Here is a 22,494-nt window from a genome sequence, read left to right as displayed (position 1 = left end):
ACTCCTTGCGAATGATTGATAGAAGCAGCCGGAGGCGCGGTTGTCCAATGGATGAGTGGGTGCAAGCGATCCAGGTCAACGCCATGGCTTTGCACGGCAACCTGTGGAGCTGTGCGGGCCGCCGAGGGTTCAAAATTTATTGCAGGCTTTTTCCAGGACCCCATATTTTGTTATGTTGTAGCTCTTTGTTTTCGGGAGCAGCACATGCAAGGCAAGGCCCGCAAGATCGTCCAGGCCATCCTCTACGAGGCCATCGCCGTGGCCTGCGTGGCGCCGGCGCTGGAGCTGGCGTTCGGCGCCGGCATGGCCGAATCGGCGGTGTTGTCGATGCTCATGTCGGCGATCGCCATGAGCTGGAACATGGCCTTCAACTGGGCCTTCGAGCGCTGGGAAGCACGCCAGCCCCAGCGCAGCCGCACCTTCCTGCGCCGGCTGCTGCATGCCTTGGGTTTCGAGGGCGGGCTGGTACTGATCCTGCTGCCGCTGGTGGCGTACTGGCTGGGCATCAGCTTGTGGGCGGCGCTGGTCACCAACCTGGCGTTGTTCGCCTTCTTTTTTGTGTATGCCTTTGTCTTCCAGTGGGGGTTCGACAAGGTGTTCGATGTGCCGCTATCGGCGCAGGACGCCGCGAAAGGGTGTTGACTTGCGAGAACTGCGCAGGATAAGTTCCCGACCCATGAACACATTCCCGCACCTGCGCACCGCGAGCATTATTATTACCGCCATTATCGGATTGGCGGGCTAGCGCGTACGTGCACCGAACCCGCCCTGGAGGCGGGTTTCTTCTCTCTGACTCCTGGGCAACATCAAGAAAACCAGGAGTCATCGATGACCAATCTGAGCGTCAGCCCCCGTACCACGCCCCAGCAACTGCTGTCCGAGCAGGTGCGCCGCATTCTTGGCGCGCCGGTATACGACCTGGCCATCGAGACCCCGCTGCAACCAGCTCCGGCGCTGTCGGCCGCGCTTGGCAACCCGGTACTGCTCAAGCGTGAAGACCTGCAGCCGACGTTCTCGTTCAAGATTCGCGGCGCCTACACCCGCCTGTCACGCCTGACCGACGCCCAGCGTGCGCGCGGGGTGATCACCGCGTCAGCGGGCAACCACGCCCAGGGCGTGGCCATGGCGGCCTCGCACCTGGGCATCAAGGCCACCATCGTCATGCCCACCACCACGCCTTCGCTGAAGGTCGAGGGCGTGCGCTCGCGGGGCGGCCATGTGGTGCTGCACGGCGAGAGCTTCCCCCATGCACTGGCCCATGCGCTGGCCCTGGCCGACCAGGACGGCGCCACCTTCGTGCCGCCGTTCGACGACCCGGACGTGATCGCCGGGCAAGGCACCGTGGCCATGGAGATCCTGCGCCAGCATCCTGGCCCGTTGCACGCGATCTTCGTGCCGGTGGGCGGCGGCGGGCTGATCGCCGGCATTGCCGCCTATGTGAAGTACCTGCGCCCGGAGGTGAAGGTGATCGGTGTGGAACCGGCCGACTCCAACTGCCTGCAGGCCGCCCTGGCGGCCGGTGAGCGGGTGATCCTGCCGCAGGTGGGGACCTTTGCCGACGGCGTCGCGGTGGCGCAGATCGGTGCCCACTGCTTCGAACTGTGCCGGCACTTCGTCGACGAGGTGGTGACGGTGGGCAACGATGAGCTGTGCGCGGCCATCAAGGACATCTACGACGATACCCGCTCGATCACCGAGCCCTCCGGTGCCCTGGCGGTCGCCGGGATCAAGAAATACGTGGCCCGTGAAGGGCTGCAGGGGCAAGTGCTGGTGGCCATCGATTCGGGTGCCAACGTCAATTTCGATCGTCTGCGCCATGTGGCCGAGCGGGCTGAGCTGGGTGAGCAGCGCGAGGCGGTGATCGCCGTGACCATCCCCGAGCAGCCAGGCAGTTTCCGGGCGTTCTGCCAGGCCCTGGGCAAACGCCAGATCACCGAGTTCAACTACCGCTACTACCCGGGCAAGGAGGCGCGGCTGTTCGTTGGCGTACAGACCCACCCGCAGCACGATCCGCGCGAGCAACTGCTGGCGAGCCTGGCCGGGCAGGGTTACCAGGTGCTCGATCTGACCGACAACGAACTGGCCAAGTTGCACGTGCGCCACACCGTTGGCGGGCATGCCGCGCCAGGGGTGAACGAGAGGGTGCTGCGCTTCGAGTTCCCCGAACGGCCGGGGGCGTTGCTGGGCTTCCTTGAGCGCCTGGGCAAGCGCTGGAACATCAGCCTGTTCCATTACCGCAATCACGGCGCGGCCGAAGCGCGGGTGTTTGCCGCGCTGGAGGTACCGGATGACGAGTTGCAGGGGCTGCCGGCGGCGCTCGACGCGATGGGCTACCGCTACTGGGACGAGACCGACAACCCGGCCTACCGCCTGTTCCTGGGGTAAGGCCCAGGCGGTTGCAGCTCAGCTGGAATGGGCGATATGCCCTTCGACCAGTTCGTCCGCAGGTTCTTCCTCACCCGGCAGGGCGGTGATGACACTGAAGTCGCTGACTTCGACTTCACCACCGCCGTACCCCAGCAAGTGGAAGGAAAACGCCTTGCGCTGGGTCGGGTTGTCGAAGTCGAACTCCATCTCAAGCGGCTGGCCTGCGGTCACCAGCACTTCTTCGGGCAGGCCAAGCTGCACGTCCTGCTCGCTTTCCTTGGCCTTGAGGCGGATGTAGGCGTCGTGCTGCGGGTCGAGCGCGCGGACCTTGATACGCACCTTGGTGCGCGAACCCTCGGGCATCTCCAGGTATTGGGCGCCGATCAGGTTGTCGGCCCAGTCGTCGCGGATGCGCTCATGCAGGGCGATGGGCGCCGGCCCGCCAAACTGGTAGCGCAGGTTGAGCGGGGTTTGCAGCAGCGACTGGTCGAGGGTGGTTGCCAGCAGATTGATCTGCGGCCCGAGGCTGTCTTCGCCACGGCCAAGGAACTTGGCCTGCTCGGCGATGAAACCTGCGCTGGCGTAACGCCGGCAGCGTTGCTGGAAGTCGCACTCGCTGAGGGTGCCCTGGCCATCGTGGTAACGCAGCACGCCGTTGGTGTAGGCGATCATCTCGCGGCCGGTATCGTAGTCGCGGTACAGCGAGCGCCCGGCCAGGGCCGCGGGGATCGGCAGGGCATAGTAGTCGAGCAGCGAGGTGGCCAGGTCGATATGGCCGTAGGTGCCGCGCTTGAGCCGTGGCAGCTGTGCCTGCTCGGGGGCGAGGGTCAGGTTGAAGCCCCAGGATGACGCCAGGCGCACGCCGTCTATGCCGTGGGATTCGTCCGAGGTGATCACCACCAGGGTGTCCTTGAGCACACCCTGGCGTTCCAGGTTGTCGAGGAAGCTGCCCAGGGCGTCGTCGAGGTAGGCAACTGCGGCCTGCTTGGCGGTGTCGTAGCGCTGCAGGTAGTCCTCCGGCGCCGAATAAGGCTGGTGGGTGCCAACGGTGAGCAGGGTGAGCATCCAGGGTTGGCGTTGCTTGCGCAGCTCGCCGACATAACCCAGGGCCCCTTCGAAGAAGGCGCGGTCGTCCTTGCCCCAGGGGAACTCCAGGTAGTTGTCGTTCTTGAACCATTCCAGGCCATGCATCGCGTCGAAGCCGATGTGCGGCATGATCCGGTCCTTGGCCATGAAACGCAGCCCGGCGCCCTGCAGGTAGTGGGTGGAAAAGCCGGCCTGGCGCAGTTGCGCCGGCAGGCAGGCCTGGTTGCGCAGGTCCTGGGTCAGCAGCTCGACGCCCTTGGGCGTGCCGTTGGCCAGCTTGTCGTAGTCGCCGCAGAGCATGGCGTACAGGCCGCGAATGGTCTGGTGGGTGTGCAGCACGTAGTCCGGCGTGTTCATGCCGCGCTCGGCCCAGCGGCTGAGGTTGGGCATCAGGTCCTGGTCGAAGTGGCTGCCGATGGCTTCACGGTTGGCGCGGATGTAGGCGCCGGGGATGCCTTCCAGGGTGATGACCAGCAGGTTGCGGGCGCTGCCAGGGCCGGCCAGCAGCTTCTGGCCGTTGAGGTCGGCCTGGGTCAGCCCGGCGCTGGGCAGTGGCGTTACCGGGGTTTCGCCCATGGCCAGTACCCGTGCGCGATGCTGCAGGTTGCCAGTGGCCGCCGACAACAGCTGGTGCGGCAGGTTGTACTGGCGCCACTGATCGGCGTCGGAGGGGAACAGCTGCTCGCTGCCCCAATGGCTTGCCAGCAGCACCACGGGCAGCGCCCAGGCTGCCCGTGGCAGTGGCGTGCCGCGCTGGCCACGGCTGTACCAGCTGCTGGCCAACAGCACCAGCAGCGCACTGGCCAGCAGCCAGGGCAGCCAGGGGTGGGCGAGGGCGCCGCCGGTGGAGTTCTCCATGAACTGCGGGTCGAACAGGTAGTGCAGGTCGGTCTGGTTGGGCAGGCGGCCGACGGCGCTGACCAGCTCGGCCGAAGCGATCAGCAGGGCGCCCCAGGCCAGCAGTACGGGCAGGGCCAGCCAGGTTGGCCAGCGGCGCAGCAACATCACCAGCAAGCTGCCGATGGCCAGGTCCGAGAGGTAGCCCAGGGGGTCGGACCAGCCCAGCAGGGCACGAACCGCCAGGGGAATGACCAGCACCAGTGTCACCAGGGCAAACAGCCGGGCGCGGGGGTGGCCGAGCAGGTTTCTCACGTAAGCGTTCCTCTTGCCATGAAACCGTCACACAAATGTGCGTGATGATATCAGGCCGGAGGTAGGAAGGTGCCGTAGGACAAGGCTGGTTACCAAAACGCGGGCTCGTCAGGCGAGCCCTGTTCTGCTGCCAAGCTCAGAAGTAGTACGGGAATTTCAGGCTGAACGAGAAGTCCGGCGCATCTTCGGTCAGGCCAATGGCCAGGTTCGGCACGATGGTCAGGTTGTCGGTGGCGGCGAAGGTCAGGCCGACGTTGAAGTTGGCCGCGTTGTAGTCGCTGTTGGAGATCGACTGCCAGTCGCCACCGTCGGGTCTGATCTTGCTTTTGCTGGCGAACTGGTCAGTGACCGAGAACGACATGCTCATACGCTCGTTCAGGGCGAAGGCGATACCGCCGCCGATTTGCCAGGAGTCGCCGAGCTTCACGTCACCTTTGACCTTGCTGTTGACCTGGGGGCTGATGTCACTGAACGAATCCTGCACGTTATAGGTGTAGGACAGGCTGCCGAACAGCACGGCCGGGTCGAAGGTCTTGACCAGCGAGATACCCGGGGTGATCGACCACACGCCATTGCCAGTCGGCAGGTCTTCGGGGATCGCCAGGTTGTCGTTGCCGGGGTCCTGCCGGAGCTTGATCCCGTAAGGGTCCTTGCCGGTCGGTGCCTTGATGCGCAGCGTGGCGACCGCGTCAGGCCAGTTTTCCGACTCATCGATGAACTTGTAGGCCACCCCGACGTTGACGTCGCCGAGGGTGGGGTCGCGCGTGACAGTGCCTTCGGAGTTAGCCGCGGCGGCCCCACCCGCGCCCCCGGAGGAATAGGTGGATTCGCGATACACGATGGGTGCGTTGATGTCGAACTGCCAACGCTGGTCGACGTTGTAGCGTGCCGTCAGGTCCAGAGTCCAGTTGTCCGCCTTGATGCGGTCGATGTTGATGTTGCCAAGGAAAATCGCGTCCAGCGCCAGAAAGCCGTTGAGGGTCAGCGCACGGGTATCGTAGTGGGTGTAGGTCAGGCCGGTTTCGACGCTGAACTTGCCGCCACCGAAGAAGCCACTGGCTTCGTCGTACAGGTTGGAGACGCTTTGCGCGGGTTGGGAGTCGTCCTGCAGCGACTGGCCGTAGGAGCTCCCGGTCGTACCTGGCGCGCCAGTGGCCACGGTTTTAGCGCCCTTGACCCCTTCGGCGGGCGACTTGACCAGGCGTTTCGGGGCAGGTGCTGGCGGGGCTTCCTCGACTTGCCGCAGGCGTTGTTCCAGCACCATCAGGGCATTTTGTTGCGCTTCATAGCGTTGCTTCAGTTGGACCAGCTCCTGTTTCAGCGCTTCGACCTGTGGGTCCGATGCGGCCAGCAAGGTGGCCGGGGCCAGGGTACTCAAACAGACGATAGTTCTGAACGTCAACAAACGATGCATGGATTAGCCGTCCCTTCTGACTGCAAACGATGAGACTCAGCGTAGATCAGTATCCGAGATTGCGAAGGCCTTTGAGTTGGTCCAGGTTGGCGTTCATCGGCCCGGCTGCGGCGTTGTCGCGCAGCACCACATTGAGCGAGGTGATGTTGCGCACCTGATTGCTGGAACCGAGCAGGGTGGTGCTCTGCATCAGCCCACCCTGGCCCAGGCGCTGCAGGGTATTGCCCTGGTTGTTGCCGGCGATGATGTTCATCTGCACGCCGTTGCCGGCCGCAGAAACACTCAGCGAACCTGCACCGTTGGCCCCGGTCAGGGGCGTGCCTGCAGCCAGTGCCTGGCCTTGTGGTTGGTTGGCCTGTGGCTGGTTGCCCCTGGCAACGGTGATCTGGACATCGTTGTAGGCGCTGTTGTAGTCGCCCGCCGCGCGTACCACTTGGGTGACCCCCTGGGTGGTATTGAGGCCAGCGCCCCCGCTGACAGTACCGGTACCGGCGCTTTGGACCTGCGACGAGCCGTTGCCTTTTTCATTGATGATCGACACATAGAACTGTGGCTTGATGGTCGATTGTTGAATCTGCATCGAGGAGGTAGCGCCGATCACTTCACCGTTGGCGTTCTGCCAGGTGCTGGACATGACGATGCCGAAACTGACGATCCGCCCCGGCATCACGTAACGCCCGCGTAGATTCGCCAGTTCCTGGTCCTTGAGTTCGATGGGTTTGAACGTTTCTGCCTGGGTTGGCAGGCTGGCGGCCAGGCAAGCCGCAATCAGCCAGATCGGAGTCTTCATGGGAGGTTCCCCTGGGCGTCATGCCCGATTGGTTAGAAGAAGTCGCTTCTGATGAAACCGAAATCCAGCAACTCCGCGTCCTTTACCGGGGTGAATTGGTTGAGGCGGTTCTTGGCGCTGAGCGGAAGGGGTGGCGCGAGCAGCGCATTGCCCTTGTCGTAGCCTTGGCCGATGACGGCGAAGATGATGCCGTTCCAGCCCTTGACGAAATCGTCGATCTTGAAGCGTTTGTGGCCCAGCACCGGGTCACCGATGTAGACCCAGCCCCTGTCGACCCGCTGCATGACCACGAAATGCTTGTAGCCACGGATATCCATCAGCACCACTACCGGGATGCGGATGTCATGCAGGGACTCGGGGGCTACCCGGTAGCCACGGGCACGCATGCCCAGGCTTTCCACGTAGCGCTTCATGTCGAGCATCGAGAAACCCTGGGTGCGGACCAGGTCCTGGTCGGCATTGGCCAGCATGCCCTCGATCACATGTTGTTCATCCACGTCCAGCCAATAGGCTTGGCGCAGGATGGTTGCCAGCGATGCGGCGCCGCAACTGAAGTCGGTTTTCTGCTGCACAAGGTCGGCGAACTTGCGTTCGCGGATGCTCTGGATCGGTTTGTAGATGACCGCGCCACCCGGCAGGACGGACAACGGCATCTGGGCGGCTTCGATCACACTGGCCAGGCACAGCAGTAACGCCAAGGCAAAAATTCGCATGTTCGATGCCCCCATCGGTCCAGTTCGAAGGAAGGCCCCCCGAAGGGGGCCTCCTGGCTACAGCGATCAGAACGAGGTGTTGGAGATGGCCAGCGAGTTGCTTTGCTGGTTGCCCACACCGGCGGCCACGTTGACGCCCAGGTTGCCACTGCCACCGTTCAACGAACCACTCATGGTGGCGTTGTTGGTTACAGGGTTGGCCCAGCCGGTCGGGGTCAGCACTTGGAAGGACACAGTGTTGCTCAGCGAGTACTCGCTAGCTTCGCTCCAGCTCTTCGAGATGCTGTCCGACGATTGCGAAGCTTTTTCGCCGGATTTCTCGTAGGCCGAGGCGTTGGCTTTTTCCCATGCCGACTCGTGTGCCTTCTCGTATGCGTTGTTGCGAGACTTGTCATACGACGAGTCATGGTTGCTGGCATACGCGGAGTCATACGCCTTCTCGAACGACGAGTTGCGCGTCTTGTCGAAGGCCGAGTCGCTGGACGAGCTGTGCGCCTTGTCGATCGACGCGTCGAGCGAGGCGGTCAGCGAAGCATCGAACTCACCACTGCTGGAGCGGGTGTGGTTGCCGAAGGTCTGCGACTGCGAGGCACTGCCCGCAGCGCTGGCATCCAGCGAAGCAGTCACCGAAGCGCTCGAGGTCGAGTTGTGGTTGCTGCTGGCGGTGCCGTTGACATTCGAGCTGTGCGAGCCGCTGGCATTCATGCTGTTGGAGCCGCTGGAGCTGTTGCTGTTCGAACCGCTGGCAGTCATGCTGCTCGAACCGCTCGAGCTGCTGCTGTTGGAGCCGCTGGCGCTGCTGCTTTGCGAGCCAGACGCGCTATAGCTGGAGCTGGAGCTCTTGTCGATGCTGGCATCGAACGAACCGCTGCTAGAGGACGAACCACTCTTGGTGGTGGTGAGCGTGATCGTATCGATGGTGTAGCTGCGATCGGCTCTGTTTTCGACGGTCAGGCCAGGTCCATTCTGGTTGGCCGAAGCAGTGGCGGTGGAATTGCCGACGGGCGCACTGTTGTTGGCAATGGCCATGGTGTTTTTCTGCTGGTTCAGATCGCCGGCCGCGACGTTGATACCCACGTTGCCGCTGGTGTTGTCAGCCGAGCCGCTCATGACTGCGGAGTTCTGGGTTGACCAGTTGTACACGCGGTTGCCGTTGCTGTACTGGTCGACCTTGGCGGTGGCGGTTGCGGTGCCGAACACGAAGTCGTTGTCGGACGCGGTGTTGGCGATGGCCGCTGCGTTGTCCTGCTGGTTGCCATTACCGGCCGCCACGTTGATGCCGACGTTACCGCTGGCGCCACCGGCGGAACTGCTCATCTCGGCATTGTTGATGGTGCCTTCGTTGAGGATCTTGTTACCAGTGCTTCTTTGCACATCGGTCGCTTTGGCCGTGGCGTTGGTGTAGACCGTTCTGTCGTGATTGTGACCACGCCGGTTGTTCTGATCCGCTTGTGCAGCAACAGCCATGACCGCAGCAATTGCGAAAACCAGAGGCTTGATTGCCATCGAGGGTTTCATGGTGTTTCTCCGTCTTTTTAGGTTAAGTGTTGTGCTTACCTTTTTGGGTCATTCCGCGACCCGGACGCTTAGGGTGTTGGCCATGCGGTTTCCCACCCCGGCGCTCTGATTCAACTGAATCACCCCACGGCTACCGGTGAATGCCTGGTCGCTGGTGTTGACCTGGCGATAGCCGGGTGCGGAGTCAGTTGCATCGGAGGTGTTGCGCAGCGCCACGTTCTGTTGCAACAGGACGCTGTCATCGAGACTTTGCGGTTGGGCACTGATGCTGATGCGCAGTGCGTTGGCTTGCTGAGTACCGGCGCCGGCGCTCTGGTTCACGCCCAGTACGCCGCTGCCACGGCTGAAGGCATCGCCCTGGATGCTGGCGCGGCTATCCCTGGCAGGGTCGACCGTGGTCTGCAGGCGCTGGCGGATCTGCGTCGTCGCGTTGGCCGAATGGCCGTTGGCCAGGGCACGGGCGTTGGCTTGTTGCTGGAAGTCGCCGGCCGCCTGGTTGACCGCCATGTTGCCCAGGTACTTGCTGGCGGAACTGTCGATGATGGCGGTGTCGACTACTGGGGATTGGGCGAACGCCGGTGCACTGCAAAGGGTGGCCAGAATCAGCAGCGAATGCCTCATGTCATTGGCCTCGGGTTAGGGCTTGCAGGGGCGCAAGGCCGCGCTGCACGCTGGAGTTGACCATGTTGCCGATGCCGCTGCCGGAGCCGCTGCCACGCCCGGCGGCGAGGTTGGGCAGCTGGCTCTGGGTACTGATGTTGCCGCCCATGTTGTTGGTCTGCTGGTTGACCAGGGATGAGATGCCCGCGCCACTGCTGATACTGGCGAAGTCACCATCACTGAGCTCATGGGTCTGTCTGATGATCTGTGCTGAGGGGTTGGCATTGGCCGTGGTCGGGGACGGGTCTGGTATCACCGGGAGGCGCGTTGCGTTGCGCACCTGCACATCACGGGTGATGACGATGAGGCCGTTATCGGCTTGGGCCTCGAGGCTCAGGCTTGCTCCCAGGGTGAAACCGACCAGCAGGAGGCAGGACACGCCTCTGTCGAATTTCCTCACGATGGCTACTCCCTCAATCGGGCGCTGGTCGTTCAGCGTTGCGAGTACAGAGAGCAGAAGCTGTGCCGCTTTTTGTTTTCCTTTGTGAATCAGAGGCTTGCTCGAGCTAGCTCGAAAAGCACCACGAATACTGTGTCAGCGCTGAAACAGCGCCCTCTGCACAGGTGCCGCAGGCCGCGTAGTACGGGGGATGTGAAGAGATTGTCGGGCAGTGTCTCAGTGCTGACACACTTCCCTCACTTCTGGGCGGCGGCCCCCATTTGCGGGGGCTGCGGGGTGGTGGGGTGTATCAGTGCATTAACATTCGGTAGCACAGGCTGGCACCTGGCCATCGAGCAGCCGCGCCACGGCGGCGAGGGCGGCAGCACTGCGCTGGGGCCAATCGCCCTCGATCACTTGATAGGGTCGTTGCTGTGCCTGTAGCCAATCCAGGCTGTCGGCAAAGAACTGCTGGCGCTGGGCAAGCTCAGGCTGGCAGCGCATGCCATCGCCCACCCAGGCCACACCCTCGGGCCTCAGCAGCAGGTGCAGGTCGTAGTGGCGTGCGTTGAGCGCCTGCTCTATCCAGGGCGGGCAATCTGCGAACAGCGCGCGGCTCCAGAGGATGTTGCTGAGCAGATGGGTGTCGAGAATCAGCAGGGACGGCGCCAGCTGGCGCGCCTGATCCTCCCACTGCAACTGGCCGCGGGCGATGGCGGGGATGTCGGCATAGCAGGTGTCGCGCTGCTCCTGCTCGATGAAATGGCGCACGTACTCACCTACCAGCACGCCACCGAAGTGCGCCTGGATCTCACCGCCGAGCCAACTCTTGCCGCTGGATTCCGGGCCACACAGCACCAGCGTCTTCATGCGGCCGCCAGTGCCGGGTCGCGGCGCCACTCAAGCCAGCCACGCACGGCGATCAGGGTGAACAGGGCGTACAGTGCGGCAGTGAGGTACAGGCCCTTGTACAGGAACAGGCCAACGAAGATTACGTCCAGCACCATCCACAGCACCCAGCATTGCAGGCGCTTCTGTGCCATCCACAGCTGCGCTACCAGGCTGAAGCCGGTGAGTGCCGCATCGAGCCAAGGCTGGGCGGCATCGGTGTAGTGGGCCATGGTCGCACCGAGCACAAGGCTGGCGACTAGGCCGGTGCCAAGGCCTTTGAGCATTGGCGCCAGGCCCAGACTCGACACCTGGCGCGCGTCTTCCACGCGGTCCGGACGGGTCCATTGCCACCAGCCGTAGAGCTGCAGGACCGCATAGACCAGTTGCAGCAGCATGTCCGAGTAGAGCTTCACTTCATAGAAGATCCAGCTGTACAGCACCACCATGACCAGGCCGATCGGCCAGCACCAGGGGTTCTGCCGTACAGTGAGCCAGACGGCGATGACGCCGAGCGCGGCGGCGAAGAGTTCGAGGCCGGACATCGGCGATCCTTCAAAGCGGGGAAGGGCGCGATGCTACAAGCAAGGGGCGGCAGGCTTCAAGCGATCGCGGATGTTTCGCTGGTGTCGGGGGCTTGGAGGATTGGGTGTGGTTTGCGGTGTGTTCGCCGAATGAGATGCGGCGCCTATCAGATCGAGCGCCGCCCGCGCGGCGCTCGATCTGATAGGCGCCATCAATCCCGCGCCATACCCTTGCGGCCTCAAACCGCTGAGACGGCCTACCCCTAAACCCTGAACTGGCGCAGCAACTGCTCCAGATCCTCACTCAACCGTGCCAGGGCAGTCCCTGCATCACTGGACTGACGCGCGGCCTCGGCGGTCTGTTGGGAAAGCCCGGCGGTTTCGGTCACGTTTCGGTTGATCTCTTCCACCACATGGGACTGCTGCAGAGTGGCGCTGGCGATCGAGGCGTTGAGTGCGCCCAGGTTGTTCAGTGCCTGGCTGATGGCATCCAGGCTGGTGCCCGCCTCGCGGGCCTGGTCGACGGTCTGGCGCGAGGCCTCGCTGCTGGTGTCGATGGCCCTGACCGCGGCCTCGGACTGCCCCTGCAGGTGCTCGATCATGGTCTGGATTTCGGCGGTCGACTGGGCGGTGCGTTGGGCCAGCAGGCGCACCTCGTCGGCGACCACGGCGAAACCACGGCCCTGCTCGCCGGCACGGGCGGCCTCGATGGCGGCGTTGAGGGCAAGCAGGTTGGTCTGCTCGGCGATGGCGCGGATCACTTCCAGCACGCCGCCGATCTTGGTGCTGTGGCTGGCCAGCTCGCGGATCACCTGGACCGCCTGCTCGATGGTCGCCGAGAGCCGGTCGATCTGCTGCAGGCTGCCGTGGATCGCCTGCTGGCCATGGCCGACCTGCTGCTGCGCGTCGCGCATCTCGCTGGCAGCCTGTTCGGCGTGCTTGGCCACGTCGTGCACGGCGTAGCTGACTTCGTTGATCGCCGTGGCCACCTGGTCCATCTGCAGCGACTGCTGGGTGCTGCGCGCCTGGGCGGCGCCTGCGTTGTCGCCGACATGCCCCGCCGACTCGGCGAGGGCGTGGGCGGCGCCCTGCAACTGGCCGATCACGCCCTGCAGCTTGCCGTTGAAACGGTTGAAGTGCTCGCCCAGATGGGTGATCTCGTCGCGGCCGTGGGTGTCCAGGCGCCGGGTCAGGTCGCTTTCGCCGCTGGCGATGTTGCCCATGGCCTGCACCGCCTCCTGCAGCGGGCGGGCGATGCTGCGGGCAATCAGCATTACCACCAGGGCCATCAACAGGGCGATGCCCAGGCCGACCAGGGACGCGTCGCGCAGCTGGCGGGCGAATTCGGCCTGCACGTCGTCGATGTAGACGCCCGAGCCGATGACCCAGCCCCATGGCTCGAACAGTTGTATATAGGAGGTCTTGGCCACCGGCTCGCTGGCGCCGGGCTTGGGCCAGCGGTAGTCGACCGGGCCGGCGCCCTGGGCACGGGCCAGCTTGACCATTTCGTTGAACACGGCAAACCCGTCGGGATCGCGGATGGCCGAGAGGTCCTGGCCGTCGAGCTTGGGGTTGGCCGGGTGCATGATCATCTTCGGTTGCAGGTCGTTGATCCAGAAGTAGTCGCTCTGGTCGTAACGCAGCCCGCGCACCACTTGCAGGGCCTGCTGCTGGGCGGCTTCGCGGCTGAGTGTGCCGGCGGCCTCCAGGCCCTGGTAATGCGCCAGCACGCCTGCGGCGGTCTGCACCACATGGCGGGTCTTCTCGGCCTTGGCCTGGTACAGGTCGCCATGGATCTGGCGCAGCATCAGCAACCCCAGCACCACCAGCATAGCCACGGCCACCAACAGGATCAGCCACAGGCGGCGGCTGATCGACATCGACCTCAGGGTCTTCATGATGCGTTACTCCGGTCTTGTTCTTTTTATCGAAAGCATCCAAGCATGCTTTGCCGCCAGGCCCCACACGACCAACGGCTAAGTGCGCAGTGCGCGCGATCCGTGTTGCAGGTAACGCAAGCCTTGAACCAAGGGCTCTGCTAGGATTTCGGCCGTGCCAGATGAAACCTTTAGGCCGCTGGGCATTTATGCTGGCGTTGCCACTGCTGTCGCTGTAAAACAGCCGCGCCGCGTGCGGCAACTACGTGCAAATCACTACAAGCGGCCCGCCAGGAGCGGTGCTGCATCGGGGGAATGATGGATTTTTGGAGTGCCTTGCAGGCAATCATCTTGGGCGTTGTCGAGGGCCTGACGGAGTTCTTGCCGATTTCAAGCACCGGGCACCAGATCATTGTCGCTGACCTGATCGGTTTTGGCGGTGAGCGGGCCATGGCGTTCAACATCATCATCCAGTTGGGCGCAATCCTCGCGGTGGTCTGGGAATTCCGGCGCAAGATCTTCGACGTGGTGCTGGGCCTGCCCACTCAAGCACCGGCGCGGCGCTTCACCGCCAACCTGCTGATCGCCTTCATGCCGGCGGTGGTGCTGGGGGTGCTGTTCGCCGACTTGATCCACGAGTACCTGTTCAACCCCATTACCGTGGCTGCGGCCCTGGTGGTCGGTGGGGTGATCATGCTCTGGGCCGAACGTCGCCAGCACCGTATCGAGGTGGACCATGTCGATGACATGAGCTGGCACCATGCCCTTAAGATCGGTTTCGTCCAGTGCCTGGCGATGATCCCAGGCACCTCGCGTTCCGGCTCGACCATCATCGGCGGCCTGCTGTTCGGCCTGTCGCGCAAGGCGGCCACCGAGTTCTCGTTCTTCCTGGCCATGCCGACCATGGTCGGTGCGGCGGTGTATTCGGGCTACAAGTACCGCGAGCTGTTCCAGCCCGGCGACCTGCCGGTGTTTGCCCTGGGCTTCGTGGTGTCGTTCATCTTCGCCATGATCGCGGTGCGCGCGCTGCTCAAGTTCATCGCCAATCACAGCTACGCCGCGTTCGCCTGGTACCGCATCGTCTTTGGTCTGCTGATCCTGGCCACCTGGGAGTTCGGCTGGGTCGACTGGTCGACGGCGCACGGCTGATGGCGCGCCCGCAAACCGCTGCCCGTGGCGAGGCCCAGGGCGTACGCAATCCACGCCTGAAGCTGCTCGCTCTGGCCATGCTTTGTTTGCTGCCGATATTGGGCGGCCTGCAGATGGGCTTGAGCGGGCAGTCGTGGCTGCCATTGGCGCTGTACCCGCTGGTGAGCCTGGTGAGCCTGCTGCTGTACTGGCAGGACAAGCAGCAGGCGAGCAACCAGGCCTGGCGCACCCCAGAGAAAGTGCTGCATGCCAGCGAGCTGCTCGGTGGCTGGCCTGGGGCGCTGCTGGCCCAGCAGTTGTTCCGGCACAAGACCCGCAAGCTGTCCTATCAGCTGGTGTTCTGGGGCATCGTCGCGCTGCACCAGGTGTTCTGGTTCGATCACCTGCTGTTGAATGGACGCGGGTTGGGCCAGCTGCTGTAGGTGGCCAGCGCGGGCCTGCCCCGCAATGCAGAGTCAATCCAGCAACAACCCCACCTGCGTGCGCTTGGGCAAGCGCCGCACCACCAACTGGTGCGAGCGGCGCAGCAGGTCACACAGCTCGTCACGGCCCACGGGGTAGGGCGCAACCATGCTGACCCACTTCGCCCGTGCCAGATAAGGCGCCGGGCGAATGCCCGGGCGGTCGCAGTAGCCCAGGAACAGGTCGTCGGCCACCTTGAACGACAAGCCGGCACCGCCCAGGTCGGCGATGGCAAACATCTTGTTGCCGGCCACCGAAAACACCCGGATCCCGCCCCACTTGTAATCCTCGCGCGCCCCTGGCAATGCCAGGCAGAACTGCGCGATCTGTTCCTCTGTCATCCTTTTCTCAGACATAGCGCTCTCCACAGGCCTCGAACGAAATCGCCAGGTGATCGATCCACGCCCGCACCGCCGGCAGCAGGCCGCGTCGGTGCGGATACACCGCCTGCAGGAAGCCGCCGGGCAGCGACCAGTCCGGCAGCAGGCGCACCAGTTCTCCACGTGCCAGCTCTTCCTCGCAGAACATGCTCGGCAGCGCGGTGAAGCCCAGGCCGGCGCGCACAGCGGCGTTGCGCACGACGAAGTCATCGATGGCCAGGCGTGGCTCCAGGGCCACTTCCTCCTGGCGGCCGTCCGGCCCGTGCAGGCGCAGGTGCACCAGCCGGTCCGCCTCGGCGGCGCCCAGCACCGGCAGGCTGGCAAGCTCGGCGGGCTCGCGGATATGGTCGGCAAAACCCGGTGCGGCCACCAGTTGCATCTGCGCCTGGCGCAGGCGACGGGTGACCAGGGCCGGGTCTTCGTCACCCAGGTCACGCACGCGCAAGGCCACGTCGATGCCTTCGGAAATCAGGTCGACCCGACGGTTGAGTAGCACCATGTCCAGCTGCACCAGCGGGTACTGGGCCAGGAAGCGGCTGATCACCTCGGGCAGGAAGGCATGGGCCAGGGCCACCGGGCAGGACACCCGCAGCCGCCCACGGGGTTCGCTGGACATGCTGGCCACCACTTCATCGGCCATCTCTGCCTCCAGCAGCATTGCCTGGCAATGGTGCAGGTAGCGTTCGCCCACGGCGGTCAGCTTCAATTGCCGCGTGGTGCGTTGCAGCAGGCGGGTGCCGAGGCGTTCTTCCAGTTCGGCGATACGCCGTGACAGGCGCGACTTGGGGATGCCCAGCTGGCGACCGGCCGCGGCGAAACCGCCGGCTTCGACCACCTGGGCGAAATAGAAGAGGTCGTTGAGGTCTTGCATGGGCATTCTCACTGTTCTACCAGTGGGACAAACTAACGCATTTTTGCTGCCTTATCAGCCATTCACTGCTTCGATAGGATTCTCCCCATCGTGATCGCCCACCACCGCGGTCTTCATTCACAGGAGAGTCCCATGAAACTGTTGCACATCGATTCGAGCATTCTGGGCGACAATTCCGCCTCCCGTCAGCTGAGCCGCGAAGTGGTCGACGCCTGGAAAGCCGCCGACCCGAGCATCGAAGTGGTCTACCGTGACCTGGCTGCCGACGCCATCAGCCACTTCTCCGCCGCCACCCTGGTGGCTGCCGGTACCCCGCAGGACCTGCGCGATGCCGCCCAGGCCCACGAAGCCCAACTCAGCGCCGAAACCCTGGAAGAGTTCCTTGCCGCCGACGCGGTGGTGATCGGTGCACCGATGTACAACTTCAGCGTGCCGACCCAGCTCAAGGCCTGGATCGACCGCATCGCCGTGGCCGGCAAGACTTTCCGCTACACCGAAGCCGGCCCTGAAGGCCTGTGCGGCGACAAGAAAGTGATCCTGGTGTCCACCGCCGGCGGCCTGCACCAGGGCCAGCCAACCGGTGTTGGCCATGAAGATTTCCTCAACGTCTTCCTTGGCTTCATCGGCATCACCGATGTCGAGACCGTCCGTGCCCACGGCCTGGCCTACGGCCCTGAGCACCGCGCCAAGGCCATCGACGCGGCCCAGGCGCAGATTGCCGGCGAGCTGTTCGCTGCCGCCTGATCAGCCGAGTCACGACAAAGCCGATCGTCGCCCTGAGCGCCGATCGGCTTTTTTTCATTCAGTTTTCATGTAGCTGTGCTTGGCCGGGTTCTATGCTGGCGAAACACGTCCGCCCGGTCACGGGAGCGCCTCTGCATGACTCCGTTTCGTACCCTGTTGGCCATCGCCCTGTTCGCTGGCCTGCTGGCCCAGGCCAACGCGGCAACCTGGGTGGCCGGCCTGCACCGGCTCACCCTGGCCGACCCGGTGGACCGCAGGCCCATGCAGGCGCTGGTGTTCTACCCCTCCAGCGGTGAGGCGCGACCTGTGCGTATCGAGGGCTATCAGACCCGCGTTGCCCAGGACGCACCTGTGGCCATGGGGCGCTTCCCGTTGTTGGTGATTTCCCACGGCAATACCGGCAGCCCCATGGCCCTGCACGACCTGGCCAACGGCCTGGCACGTCAGGGCTTCGTGGTGGTGGCGGTGATCCACCCCGGCGACAACAGCCGCGATCGGAGCCGCCTCGGGACGCTCAGCAACCTCTATGGTCGGCCGCTGCAGGTCAGCGCTGCGATCACGGCCGCACGCGCCGATACACTGGTCGGCCCCTATCTGAACGACGGCAAAGTCGGGGTGATCGGCTATTCGGCCGGCGGCGAGACGGCGCTGATCCTGTCTGGCGCGCAACCCGACCTTGATCGCCTGCGCCGCTATTGTCAGCAGCGCCCCAACGACGCCGACGCCTGCAAGACCCATGGTGTGCTGATCGCCGACCACAGCGAACTGGGGCCACGGGCCGATGCGCGGGTAGGCGCGGTGATGCTGATGGCCCCCCTGAGCCTGATGTTCGGCCGCCACGCCCTGGCCGGGGTGCATGTGCCGGCGTTGATCTACAGCGGCGACTCGGACCAGTTGCTGGCCCTGGAGCACAATGCCGATGCCCTGGCGCGCAAGTTGCCGCAGACGCCGGACTACCGGTTGCTCGCCGGGGCCGGGCATTTCGTGTTCATGGCGCCGTGCGACGACGAGCAACACCAGCGCATGCCGGTGCTGTGCAAGGATGCCGACGGTGTCGACCGCCGGCATATCCACCGCTCGCTGCGCAGCGAAACCACGGCCTTCTTCAGCCAGGCACTGGGGGCGCCCGAGCCTGCCGAGCGCTCAGCCGCGCTGGGCGCGTCGGGCCAGCAGCAGGGTCAGGCCAACCCCTGACAAGGCGAGCAGGGCGGCGACGGCGAAGATCGAGGCGTAGCCCAGTTGTATCGCCACCGCGCCCATCAGCGGGCCGGCAATGGCCAGCGCCAGGTCGAAGAACACCGCATAGGCACCCAGCCCGGCACCTCGGCTACTGCTGGGCACCTGCCTGATCGCCTCGACGCCCAGGGCCGGGTACACCAGCGACAGGCCGAAGCCGGTCAGCCCTGCGCCGACCATTGCCCACAGCGGGGAAGGCGCCTGCCACAGCAGGGCCAGCCCCAGCACCTCGGTGGCCATGCAGGCAATCGCCACGTTGTAGCCACCGAAGCGGTTGACCGCGTTGACGAACAGCAGCCGTGAAACGATGAAGCACAGGCCGAACGCGCTCAGGCACAACGCAGCGCCCGTCCAGCCGCGCTCCAGGTAATAAAGGGTGACGAAGGTGGTCAGGGTGCCGTAGCCGATCGACGCCAGGGTCAAGCCCAGGCCACAGGGCGCCACACGGCCGAACGCCGACCAGAAGGGCAGGCGCTCGCCGCGCACCACCACCACGTCCGGGCGCTTGCGCAGCGCCAGCAACGCGCTCAGTGCCAGCACCAGCAGCGCCGGCCCCAATATCCAGAACCCCTGCATATCCACCAGCAGCACACCGACCGGCGCACCGATGGCGATGGCGCCGTAGGAGGCGATGCCGTTCCACGAGATCACCCGCGCGGTATGCTCCGGTCCCACCTGGCCAATCCCCCAGCTCAACGTCGCCACCCCGATCAAGCCTTGGGCGATGCCCAGCAGCAGGCGCCCGCCGAGCAACAACAGCAGGCTCAGCCAGGGCAGGGTGAGGGTCCAGGCCGAGAACAGCGTGAGCACGCCGCAGCCGGCAATGCCATACAACCCGAAGCGAATCGCCCGCTTGCCGCCCAGGGTGTCGGCGACCCGCCCGGCAAAGGGCCGGCTGAGCAGGGTGGCGAGGTATTGCAGGCCGATGGTCAGGCCGGCGACCACTGCGCCGTAGTCAAGTTGGTCGTGGACATGGCTGGGCAGCACTGCGATCGGAAGGCCGATGCAGAGGAAGGCGATGAAGGTATAGAAGACGATGGCGAGGATTTGCAGGGTGATGCTTGAGGTGTCGCCAGGGGCGGGCTGTTGCGCGGTCATGGGCACGTTCGCGGGTAGGCGGTTGGGCGTACCGGCATCATGGCCGTTGTGCGGGGGAAAAGAAAGCAGGCTAACGAATTATTCGTTGAGCGATGCGCACAGGAACATCGCGGGGCAAGTCGCAGCGGCGCACCGCCGCTCCCACGCTGGTAGCACGTGGGAGCGGGCTTGCCCCGCGATGATTCAGCTAACGGTGTTCAGCTCAGACCACCACGCCCTGGCTACGCAGGTAGTCGTCGTAGGTACCGCTGAAGTCCACGGTACCTTCGGGCGTCAGCTCGATGATGCGGGTGGCCAACGACGACACGAACTCACGGTCGTGGCTGACGAACAGCAGGGTGCCCGGGTAGTTTTCCAGCGCCAGGTTCAGCGCCTCGATCGATTCCATGTCCAGGTGGTTGGTCGGCTCGTCCATCACCAGCACGTTGGGCTTTTGCAGGATCAGCTTGCCGAACAGCATGCGGCCCTGTTCACCACCGGAAATCACCTTCACCGACTTGAGGATCTCGTCGTTGGAGAACAGCATGCGGCCGAGGGTGCCGCGGATCACCTGTTCACCGCTGGTCCACTGGCCCATCCAGTCGAACAGGCTCACGTCCTCTTCGAAGTCGTGGGCGTGGTCCTGGGCGTAGTAGCCCACTTCGGCGCTGTCGGTCCACTTCACTTCGCCCTTGTCCGGGGTCAGTTCACCGACCAGGGTGCGCAGCAGGGTGGTCTTGCCGATACCGTTGGGGCCGATGATCGCCACGCGCTCGCCGGCTTCGATGGTGAAGCTGAAGTCTTTGAACAGCACCTTGTCGTCGAAGGCCTTGGCCATTTTCTCGACGATCACCGCCTGGCGGTGCAGTTTCTTCGTTTGATCGAAGCGGATGAACGGGCTCACGCGGCTCGACGGCTTGACCTCGGCCAGCTGGATCTTGTCGATCTGCTTGGCCCGCGAGGTGGCCTGCTTGGCTTTCGAGGCGTTGGCCGAGAAGCGGCTGACGAAGCTCTGCAGTTCGGCGATCTGGGCTTTCTTCTTGGCGTTGTCCGACAGCAGCTGCTCGCGCGACTGAGTGGCGGCAGTCATGTACTCGTCGTAGTTGCCCGGGAACAGGCGCAGCTCACCGTAGTCCAGGTCGGCCATGTGGGTGCAGACGCTGTTGAGGAAGTGACGGTCGTGGGAAATGATGATCATGGTGCTGTTACGCGCCGTGAGGATCGTTTCCAGCCAGCGGATGGTGTTGATGTCCAGGTGGTTGGTCGGTTCGTCCAGCAGCAGCACGTCCGGGTCCGAGAACAGCGCCTGGGCCAGCAGCACGCGCAGCTTCCAGCCCGGCGCCACTTCGCTCATCGGGCCGAAGTGCTGTTCCAGCGGGATACCCAGGCCCAGCAGCAGCTCACCGGCGCGGGATTCGGCAGTGTAGCCGTCCATCTCGGCGAATTCGGTTTCCAGCTCGGCGACGGCCATGCCGTCTTCTTCGGTCATTTCTGCCAGCGAGTAGATGCGATCGCGCTCGGCCTTGACCTTCCACAGCTGCTCGTGGCCCATGATCACGGTGTCGATCACGGTGAATTCTTCGTAGGCGAACTGGTCCTGGCGCAGTTTACCCAGGCGGGTGTTCGGCTCGAGCATCACCTGGCCGCCGGACGGATCCAGGTCACCGCCGAGGATCTTCATGAAGGTCGACTTGCCGCAGCCGTTGGCGCCGATCAGGCCGTAGCGGTTGCCGTTGTTGAATTTGACCGAGACGTTTTCGAACAGCGGCTTGGCGCCGAATTGCATGGTGATGTTAGCGGTGGAGATCAAGGAGCTTACCTATCAATAACTTACGTGGCTTCGTCGCAGCTACGGACCAATTTCGGACCAATCTGGAGCTTTTGCAGCTCCTGCCAGTCGTTGGACGAGTTGATCCAACGTGCATACGTCGATAAGAGCATCTGCACGCTGTGCCCGAGCTGTTGGGCGATAAATGCGGGGTTGAGACCAGACATTAAGCATATTGTCGCATAGGTGTGGCGGCAGTTATACGGGGGGCGATATCTGACCCCCAAACCCTTGAGAATTGGGCGCCACTGGTGGTGCAGATCCGAGGTCTGCTTGACGTGCTCCCCATTTTTACCGGGCGGGAAGACGAACGGCGACTCGGTGAACTGCCCTTTGCCCTGTTTCCGGCGCTCCGCATACTGCTTGGCGAACTCCAGCGCGTGCAGTGCTCGTTCGTTGAGCAGTACGAAGCGATCCTTTCCGGTCTTCGTCCGCTCCTCAACCACCCCTAGCGCAATCGTCCGCCGCACATGAATGGTCTTATTCACCGTGTCGACCGTGTCCCAGCGCAATGCCAGACCTTCGGACAGCCGCAGGCCGGTGAAGAACATGAACTCGAAGAACGCAGCGTAGATCTGGCTAGGCCAGTGCTTGTGCTTGTATAGCTCGGCAATGATCGTGTTGGCCTCTTCCAGGGTGAACGGGTCAACCTCTTTTCGTGAGCGTGCTGGCAGCTGGATGGCTTCAGCCGGGTTTCGGGTGATCAATCCGTCTAGCACCGCAGAGCGGAGGATGGTCGACAGCTTGATCATCGCGTTGCGCTTCACTGAGGGCGAGGCCCATTCGGTCGAGGCGACGATCCGGCGGAGAAGTGTGGAGGTGATCAGGTCGATGCGCACCAAGGCGAGATGCGGAACCCAATAAAGGTTGAGTGTGCCCTTGTAGTTCAACCTGGTACCCGCGGCGATCTCCCGGCTATCCAGCCACAGCTGCGCGTATTCACCGAACGTAGGAACACCGCCCACGACAGCGGCGGAGCTTGGGAACAGTTCCGCATACTTGTCGTGGTCGAGTAGGTTGAGCTTGATCAGGCTGTTTATTTTATCGCGAAGCTGGGATGCAGCCTTGATGCCTTTTTGTGTCGGGGGGTAGGGAAGGGTTTCACTTCGGCGAGTACCTTCCCACATGAACCTGAGCCGGAGCGAGCCATAGTGGACGTCGATGCCAGGGGGTAAATCCATTGGCTTTCCAGCCATTCGTCGTACCTCTTCTTGCTGTAGATGATCCGGCCGCCATGCTTCATCCAGACGCCTTCGGGGATCGCTCCGCGCAGGCGCCGGCCTTCCAGGGCGCGCTTGGTGCAGCCGAGCAGGTCGGCCATTCGTTTCTCGGTGACCTTGTCGACGTCACCGGTGCTTTCGGTTTCCATGGGATGGTCT

At 63.9% G+C, this 22,494-nt stretch carries 22 protein-coding genes; 6 read left to right on the top strand and 16 right to left on the bottom strand.

What is annotated here, in order from left to right:
* Positions 1–204 precede the first annotated feature (204 nt).
* A complete protein-coding gene (locus ABE459_RS04160; RefSeq protein WP_110994504.1) occupies positions 205–642 on the top strand; it encodes a PACE efflux transporter in 438 nt (145 codons plus the stop codon).
* Positions 643–828: 186 nt separating this feature from the next.
* On the top strand, positions 829–2,385 hold the full coding sequence (gene ilvA / locus ABE459_RS04155; protein ID WP_323830992.1) for a threonine ammonia-lyase, biosynthetic: 1,557 nt from the start codon (positions 829–831) through the stop codon (positions 2,383–2,385).
* An 18-nt stretch (positions 2,386–2,403) separates the two neighbouring features.
* On the opposite strand, the gene ABE459_RS04150 is transcribed toward ilvA, so the two are convergent.
* The 10 genes from ABE459_RS04150 to ABE459_RS04105 all read right to left on the bottom strand — a co-directional run bounded on the left by ABE459_RS04150 (position 2,404) and on the right by ABE459_RS04105 (position 13,389).
* The gene (locus ABE459_RS04150) at positions 2,404–4,605 is read right to left on the bottom strand and encodes an LTA synthase family protein (RefSeq protein ID WP_323830993.1); all 2,202 of its coding nucleotides are present in this window, start codon (positions 4,603–4,605) and stop codon (positions 2,404–2,406) included.
* A gap of 136 nt (positions 4,606–4,741) precedes the next feature.
* Positions 4,742–6,019, bottom strand: coding sequence for a hypothetical protein (locus ABE459_RS04145; protein WP_125858763.1), 1,278 nt, complete (start codon positions 6,017–6,019; stop codon positions 4,742–4,744).
* Between the two features lie 46 nt (positions 6,020–6,065).
* Positions 6,066–6,809 (bottom strand): hypothetical protein, encoded by a 744-nt coding sequence (locus tag ABE459_RS04140; protein ID WP_323830994.1) that lies wholly within the window; start codon positions 6,807–6,809, stop codon positions 6,066–6,068.
* A 32-nt stretch (positions 6,810–6,841) separates the two neighbouring features.
* On the bottom strand, positions 6,842–7,522 hold the full coding sequence (locus ABE459_RS04135) for a C39 family peptidase (protein ID WP_125858761.1): 681 nt from the start codon (positions 7,520–7,522) through the stop codon (positions 6,842–6,844).
* Positions 7,523–7,588: 66 nt separating this feature from the next.
* Positions 7,589–9,040, bottom strand: coding sequence for a heme utilization protein (locus ABE459_RS04130; RefSeq protein ID WP_110994510.1), 1,452 nt, complete (start codon positions 9,038–9,040; stop codon positions 7,589–7,591).
* Between the two features lie 48 nt (positions 9,041–9,088).
* Complete coding sequence (locus ABE459_RS04125) at positions 9,089–9,661, bottom strand: adhesin (protein ID WP_323830995.1); 573 nt, start codon at positions 9,659–9,661, stop codon at positions 9,089–9,091.
* Position 9,662: 1 nt separating this feature from the next.
* Positions 9,663–10,100 (bottom strand): hypothetical protein, encoded by a 438-nt coding sequence (locus ABE459_RS04120; protein ID WP_258704343.1) that lies wholly within the window; start codon positions 10,098–10,100, stop codon positions 9,663–9,665.
* 297 nt (positions 10,101–10,397) lie between these two features.
* A complete protein-coding gene (locus tag ABE459_RS04115) occupies positions 10,398–10,949 on the bottom strand; it encodes an AAA family ATPase (protein WP_125464173.1) in 552 nt (183 codons plus the stop codon).
* A complete protein-coding gene (pnuC, locus tag ABE459_RS04110; RefSeq protein WP_125858758.1) occupies positions 10,946–11,512 on the bottom strand; it encodes a nicotinamide riboside transporter PnuC in 567 nt (188 codons plus the stop codon). The genes ABE459_RS04115 and pnuC overlap by 4 nt, the downstream gene beginning before the upstream one ends.
* 242 nt (positions 11,513–11,754) lie before the next feature.
* Entirely contained in the window at positions 11,755–13,389 is a 1,635-nt protein-coding gene (locus ABE459_RS04105; RefSeq protein ID WP_323830996.1) for a methyl-accepting chemotaxis protein, read from the bottom strand.
* A 297-nt stretch (positions 13,390–13,686) separates the two neighbouring features.
* Here ABE459_RS04105 and ABE459_RS04100 point away from each other — a divergent pair, with 297 nt between their 5' ends.
* The gene (locus ABE459_RS04100) at positions 13,687–14,517 is read left to right on the top strand and encodes an undecaprenyl-diphosphate phosphatase (RefSeq protein ID WP_125466206.1); all 831 of its coding nucleotides are present in this window, start codon (positions 13,687–13,689) and stop codon (positions 14,515–14,517) included.
* Entirely contained in the window at positions 14,517–14,939 is a 423-nt protein-coding gene (locus tag ABE459_RS04095; RefSeq protein WP_323830997.1) for a DUF1294 domain-containing protein, read from the top strand. The genes ABE459_RS04100 and ABE459_RS04095 overlap by 1 nt, the downstream gene beginning before the upstream one ends.
* A 33-nt stretch (positions 14,940–14,972) precedes the next feature.
* Here the strand turns inward: ABE459_RS04095 and ABE459_RS04090 are convergent, their stop codons facing one another.
* Both ABE459_RS04090 and ABE459_RS04085 read right to left on the bottom strand, forming a co-directional pair.
* Complete coding sequence (locus ABE459_RS04090; protein ID WP_323830998.1) at positions 14,973–15,335, bottom strand: MmcQ/YjbR family DNA-binding protein; 363 nt, start codon at positions 15,333–15,335, stop codon at positions 14,973–14,975.
* The gene (locus ABE459_RS04085; RefSeq protein ID WP_125466205.1) at positions 15,328–16,230 is read right to left on the bottom strand and encodes a LysR substrate-binding domain-containing protein; all 903 of its coding nucleotides are present in this window, start codon (positions 16,228–16,230) and stop codon (positions 15,328–15,330) included. The genes ABE459_RS04090 and ABE459_RS04085 overlap by 8 nt, the downstream gene beginning before the upstream one ends.
* Positions 16,231–16,362: 132 nt before the next feature.
* Here ABE459_RS04085 and ABE459_RS04080 point away from each other — a divergent pair, with 132 nt between their 5' ends.
* Both ABE459_RS04080 and ABE459_RS04075 read left to right on the top strand, forming a co-directional pair.
* Positions 16,363–16,974, top strand: coding sequence for an FMN-dependent NADH-azoreductase (locus tag ABE459_RS04080; RefSeq protein ID WP_110994519.1), 612 nt, complete (start codon positions 16,363–16,365; stop codon positions 16,972–16,974).
* A gap of 135 nt (positions 16,975–17,109) precedes the next feature.
* Positions 17,110–18,168, top strand: coding sequence for a dienelactone hydrolase family protein (locus ABE459_RS04075; protein WP_125464167.1), 1,059 nt, complete (start codon positions 17,110–17,112; stop codon positions 18,166–18,168).
* Here the strand turns inward: ABE459_RS04075 and ABE459_RS04070 are convergent.
* The 4 genes from ABE459_RS04070 to ABE459_RS04055 all read right to left on the bottom strand — a co-directional run bounded on the left by ABE459_RS04070 (position 18,118) and on the right by ABE459_RS04055 (position 22,484).
* Positions 18,118–19,308: an MFS transporter gene (locus tag ABE459_RS04070; RefSeq protein ID WP_323830999.1), complete on the bottom strand. Its 1,191-nt coding sequence runs from the start codon at positions 19,306–19,308 to the stop codon at positions 18,118–18,120. The two genes, ABE459_RS04075 and ABE459_RS04070, sit on opposite strands and share 51 nt — an antisense overlap.
* A gap of 202 nt (positions 19,309–19,510) precedes the next feature.
* A complete protein-coding gene (locus tag ABE459_RS04065; RefSeq protein ID WP_125464165.1) occupies positions 19,511–21,097 on the bottom strand; it encodes an ABC-F family ATPase in 1,587 nt (528 codons plus the stop codon).
* Positions 21,098–21,117: 20 nt separating this feature from the next.
* Positions 21,118–22,242 (bottom strand): tyrosine-type recombinase/integrase, encoded by a 1,125-nt coding sequence (locus ABE459_RS04060; RefSeq protein WP_346647981.1) that lies wholly within the window; start codon positions 22,240–22,242, stop codon positions 21,118–21,120.
* Entirely contained in the window at positions 22,152–22,484 is a 333-nt protein-coding gene (locus ABE459_RS04055) for a hypothetical protein (protein WP_223811820.1), read from the bottom strand. Before ABE459_RS04055 ends, ABE459_RS04060 begins: the two co-directional genes overlap by 91 nt.
* Positions 22,485–22,494: the final 10 nt, after the last annotated feature.

This window comes from Pseudomonas sp. TWI923, assembly GCF_039673365.1.
Classification (GTDB): Bacteria; Pseudomonadota; Gammaproteobacteria; order Pseudomonadales; family Pseudomonadaceae; genus Aquipseudomonas; species Aquipseudomonas sichuanensis.
Note: the sequence above shows the minus strand (reverse complement) of the source record. Positions and strands in the feature narration are given on the sequence as shown.

Bases quoted from the DNA above. Each gene is read 5' to 3' on its own strand.
- ABE459_RS04160 (WP_110994504.1), top strand. From the start codon at position 205: ATGCAAGGCAAGGCCCGCAAGATCGTCCAGGCCATCCTCTACGAGGCC.
- ilvA (WP_323830992.1), top strand. From the start codon at position 829: ATGACCAATCTGAGCGTCAGCCCCCGTACCACGCCCCAGCAACTGCTG.
- ABE459_RS04145 (WP_125858763.1), bottom strand. From the start codon at position 6,019: ATGCATCGTTTGTTGACGTTCAGAACTATCGTCTGTTTGAGTACCCTG.
- ABE459_RS04140 (WP_323830994.1), bottom strand. From the start codon at position 6,809: ATGAAGACTCCGATCTGGCTGATTGCGGCTTGCCTGGCCGCCAGCCTG.
- ABE459_RS04135 (WP_125858761.1), bottom strand. From the start codon at position 7,522: ATGCGAATTTTTGCCTTGGCGTTACTGCTGTGCCTGGCCAGTGTGATC.
- ABE459_RS04130 (WP_110994510.1), bottom strand. From the start codon at position 9,040: ATGAAACCCTCGATGGCAATCAAGCCTCTGGTTTTCGCAATTGCTGCG.
- ABE459_RS04125 (WP_323830995.1), bottom strand. From the start codon at position 9,661: ATGAGGCATTCGCTGCTGATTCTGGCCACCCTTTGCAGTGCACCGGCG.
- ABE459_RS04115 (WP_125464173.1), bottom strand. From the start codon at position 10,949: ATGAAGACGCTGGTGCTGTGTGGCCCGGAATCCAGCGGCAAGAGTTGG.
- pnuC (WP_125858758.1), bottom strand. From the start codon at position 11,512: ATGTCCGGCCTCGAACTCTTCGCCGCCGCGCTCGGCGTCATCGCCGTC.
- ABE459_RS04105 (WP_323830996.1), bottom strand. From the start codon at position 13,389: ATGAAGACCCTGAGGTCGATGTCGATCAGCCGCCGCCTGTGGCTGATC.
- ABE459_RS04100 (WP_125466206.1), top strand. From the start codon at position 13,687: ATGGATTTTTGGAGTGCCTTGCAGGCAATCATCTTGGGCGTTGTCGAG.
- ABE459_RS04095 (WP_323830997.1), top strand. From the start codon at position 14,517: ATGGCGCGCCCGCAAACCGCTGCCCGTGGCGAGGCCCAGGGCGTACGC.
- ABE459_RS04090 (WP_323830998.1), bottom strand. From the start codon at position 15,335: ATGTCTGAGAAAAGGATGACAGAGGAACAGATCGCGCAGTTCTGCCTG.
- ABE459_RS04085 (WP_125466205.1), bottom strand. From the start codon at position 16,230: ATGCAAGACCTCAACGACCTCTTCTATTTCGCCCAGGTGGTCGAAGCC.
- ABE459_RS04080 (WP_110994519.1), top strand. From the start codon at position 16,363: ATGAAACTGTTGCACATCGATTCGAGCATTCTGGGCGACAATTCCGCC.
- ABE459_RS04075 (WP_125464167.1), top strand. From the start codon at position 17,110: ATGACTCCGTTTCGTACCCTGTTGGCCATCGCCCTGTTCGCTGGCCTG.
- ABE459_RS04070 (WP_323830999.1), bottom strand. From the start codon at position 19,308: ATGACCGCGCAACAGCCCGCCCCTGGCGACACCTCAAGCATCACCCTG.
- ABE459_RS04060 (WP_346647981.1), bottom strand. From the start codon at position 22,242: ATGTGGGAAGGTACTCGCCGAAGTGAAACCCTTCCCTACCCCCCGACA.
- ABE459_RS04055 (WP_223811820.1), bottom strand. From the start codon at position 22,484: ATGGAAACCGAAAGCACCGGTGACGTCGACAAGGTCACCGAGAAACGA.